Below are 3,808 nucleotides of genomic sequence, written 5' to 3'. Positions count from 1 at the left end.
GCCACCGATGGTGGTCTGCTCCTGCATGTTTTGGATGATAGCGGGAATGCGCTCAGCCTGTAAAAACATGAGAACAACTGTTGACACAATGAAATCATAGGTTTGGCTAATGCTAGCTGAGTTGATATCATAGAGACCGACAGGCATGTCCAAGTCCTCTTGTTCCACTATACTTTGCAAGATTTCAAGTGAGAGTTCATTTTGATCTACAGCTGTCACATCAAAACCTTGCTGGGCTAAAAAGAGGGCGTTTCGACCTTGTCCACAGCCCAGATCCAGGGCTTTTCCTGCTTTTACCGTCTGCATAGCCTCTAGGACTTCTGAGTGGACAGGATTGGTCTGGTATTTCTTTGTGAAATAATCCTCTGGCTTGCAGTAAAACTCCAAGTACCATTCCACATCATCTGTCACAGCCTCCACACGGTGCCAAGCTTGGGGTTGCGCCATAGGATTGTCAGCACCTGCTTCAAAGAGGTGTTCAGCAACAGTCTCGCCTGCTTCTGTCAACTCAATAAATTTGAGAGCACCTTTTAAGATGGTAATCTTTCCCCAAGTACCGACCTTGGTATTGTGCTGTCTCTGAACAGCCTCTGGCATGGTCTCCTTGGTCCACAAGGGCATGCGTTTGTAGGCAACTAGATTTTCCATTTTCGTTTCTCTTTCTAACGGTGGTTGACGGCTTTCATGACACGCGCGATATCTCGATTTTGTTCCCGTCGTTTGATAGACTCACGTTTGTCATAATCGTGTTTCCCTTTGGCAATACCCAAAAGCAACTTGGCGTAGCCATCTTTGAGATAAACTTTGAGGGGCACCAGCGTCATCCCTGTCCCTTTGGTCTCTTGTTCCAATTTTTGTATTTGCTTTTTATGAAGCAAAAGTTTTTCGACGGCGTTCTGGTTCTTGATTCCAGATATTGCCCTCTTCATAAGGAGCGATATGAACATTGCTCAGCCAGACTTCCCCGTTTTTCACTTGGGCAAATCCATCTTTTAGATTGATCCGAGCAGCTCGAACACTTTTGATCTCCGTTCCGGTTAGTACCATTCCTGCTTCTAGCGTATCCACGATTGTATAGTCGTGGCGCGCTTTTTTATTTTGTGCGACGACCTTTCCCTCGCCCTTTGCCATTCTTGGCTCCTTTCTTAGCTACTGCCTTGTAAAAAGGTTTCTTGCCCTTTTTCTTCTTTTCTTTTTGAGAATGCTTGCGCTTGTCGTTGGAACGACTGTTTCTTCTCTTATCTTCTCTCTTGTCTGATTGGCGGTTAGAACTTTTTCCTCTGTCTTTACGACCAGCCTGTTTCAAGCCTTTCTCGATCACATCAAACTCACTTGGGACATACGAGAAATCAATCTCACCCGTCATCTTATCGGCTCGTTCAACTCGGATACGAATCTGCTGTCCTACACGGAAGGTAGTACCAGACTTCTCCCCACGAAGAGTTAAATCCCGCTCATTAAAATGGTAAAACTCAGGCAGATTGGTGATGTGAATCAAGCCTTCAACCGTGTTTGGCAATTCAACAAAGAGGCCAAATTTGACAATACTTGATACAACTGCATCATACTCCTCACCCACATATTCTTCCATGTACTCGGCCTTTTTCATGGCTTCGACTTCACGTTCTGCCTCGATGGCACGGCGCTCACGGTTAGAAGACTGGGTCGCAATCTCTGGGATGACCTGCTCAAAATGCTCTGCCATTTCCTTGGAACGATCGTAGTCGCGAATCATACGGTGAACGAGAAGGTCCGGATACCGACGAATAGGGCTGGTAAAGTGAGTATAAAACTCAGCAGCAAGACCATAGTGACCGTGATTATGCTCTGAGTAGCGAGCCTGTTGCATGGAGCGAAGAAGCATCATGGACAATACATCCGCATAGGGTTCACCCTCAACAGCACGCATGATATCTTGGAGGGCTTCCTGACTCATCTCACTAGCAGTCCCATAAATCCGCAAGCCAAAACTAGAAGCATAATCAATAAACTTCTGCACCTTTTCAGCCTTTGGCTCCTCGTGAATCCGATAAATAAACGGCAAATCCAGTTTAGTAAAATGCTCAGCCACCGTTTCATTTGCAAGTAACATAAAGGACTCAATCATGCGCTCTGCAATGCCACGTTGGCGAAGAACGATATCCACAGGCTTGCCTTTTTTATCCACTAGAATCTTAGCTTCACTGGTATCAAAATTAAGGGCACCACGTTTCTCACGCATATTTTCTAGAATTTCATGAAGCTTGGCCATAAGCTCGATACTAGGAACAATTTTCTTATACTCTTGTCTTTTCTCCTCATCGCCAGCTAGGATGTCATTGACAGCACTATAGGTCATCCGAAAACTAGTCTTGATAACAGTCTGGGTAATCGTGTAGTGGACCACACGACCCTTTTTATCAACTTCCATGATAGCAGACTGGGTCAAACGATCCACTTGGGGATTGAGGGAGCAGATGCCATTTGATAGGCGTTCTGGTAGCATAGGAACCACACGGTCTGTCACATAGACAGAGGTCGCACGGTTGAGGGCTTCCTTGTCAAGGGCAGAACCCTCTGTCACATAGTAGGAAACATCCGCGATGTGAACACCAAGTTCCAGATTGCCATTTTTCAGTTGCTTGATATGCACAGCATCATCCAAATCCTTGGCATCTGCACCGTCGATGGTAAAGGTAAGCTCGTCTCTCAGATCCAGACGACCTTCCATATCCTTTTCGGAGGGAGCGTCAGGGACATTTTCTGCCTCCTTGAGAACGGCCTCTGGAAACTCAGAGACAATGTCCATGGACTCCAAGACCTCTAGGACATCAATCCCCGCATCAGTAGAATGTCCTACTACATCAAGTACAGATGCTACAAAGAAATCGTGTTTTCTACTTGGGTATTTGTCGATAAAGACTTTGAGAACCTCTGTCCCTTCAAGTTTGAGGGCTGGTTTCTTAACATAGATCGGTTGGCTAATTTTTTGATTTTTGGAACGAATATAGCCAGCATACTTGGGCTTTTCCTGATCTAGAACGATTTGCCCGACAACGGTTGTCAGACTATGCTCTAGGATATCGATAATCTTGGCTTCTGCTGCCGTTCCCTTGTTACGATCAGCAACTTTCTTGATGACAACCTCAACGGTATCGCCATCAATGGCATAGTTGACATCGTTTTTTCCTACAAAAAGGTCGTCATCTTCGCCTTCCAGACTGACAAAGCCAAAACCATTTTTATGGGCATGAAAAACCCCTTTGAGGGTGATTTCATGTTTCTTCTTCTGGTCCAAGGTGAGGCTACCATCTTCTCCAAATCGAATCTGGTGCTTTCTTTCCATCAGAGACAGGGTCTTAATCAACTCACGGAAATCCTTGGATCCATCCTTTCCGAGAGCCTGAGCCAGGTCATTTACCGTCACTCGCCCCTTCTCTTGCAAATATTCTTTTATTTTATCTTTCATGTTTTCTTTCTAGATTTTTATAATTTTTTTGATTGATAACTTTGTAAGTGTCGTTAAAAATAAAAATAGGCTAAGACCTAGTCTCGCCCATTTCTTATCTACTTGATAATACCGTCAATGCTAAGGCAATGGCTAGCCAGAAAAAGACTAAAATACCTGTCAAACGTTGCATCACAGCTTCAAAACCACGCGCTTTACTACGTTCAAACAAATCACCTGAGCTGGCATCAAATACATTGCTGGATTGGTTCTTGGTTGGTTGCATAAAAATCGCAATCACAATCACAACAGATAATACTAATAAAATGGTTAATAATAGGTTATACATATCAAACTCCTTAAAATCCCTATTATTTTACC

Annotated in this window: 3 protein-coding genes and 1 pseudogene; all 4 read right to left on the bottom strand. The window is 44.3% G+C overall.

Annotated elements, in window-relative coordinates; genetic code table 11:
• On the bottom strand, positions 1 to 648 hold a 648-nt coding region (gene tehB, locus SORDD24_RS07245), incomplete at its 3' end, for an SAM-dependent methyltransferase TehB (protein WP_231082700.1).
• 14 nt (positions 649 to 662) lie between these two features.
• A pseudogene (gene smpB, locus SORDD24_RS07240) lies at positions 663 to 1,131 on the bottom strand (SsrA-binding protein SmpB).
• The gene (gene rnr / locus SORDD24_RS07235) at positions 1,094 to 3,448 is read right to left on the bottom strand and encodes a ribonuclease R (RefSeq protein ID WP_061409102.1); all 2,355 of its coding nucleotides are present in this window, start codon (positions 3,446 to 3,448) and stop codon (positions 1,094 to 1,096) included. Before rnr ends, smpB begins: the two are co-directional and overlap by 38 nt.
• Before the next feature lie 94 nt (positions 3,449 to 3,542).
• Positions 3,543 to 3,776, bottom strand: a complete 234-nt coding sequence (gene secG, locus SORDD24_RS07230) for a preprotein translocase subunit SecG (protein WP_000282517.1) — start codon at positions 3,774 to 3,776, stop codon at positions 3,543 to 3,545.
• Between the last annotated feature and the right edge of the window lie 32 nt (positions 3,777 to 3,808).

Origin of the sequence: Streptococcus oralis (assembly GCF_001579175.1) — a bacterium.
GTDB lineage: Bacteria > Bacillota > Bacilli > Lactobacillales > Streptococcaceae > Streptococcus > Streptococcus oralis_O.
Note: the sequence above shows the minus strand (reverse complement) of the source record. Positions and strands in the feature narration are given on the sequence as shown.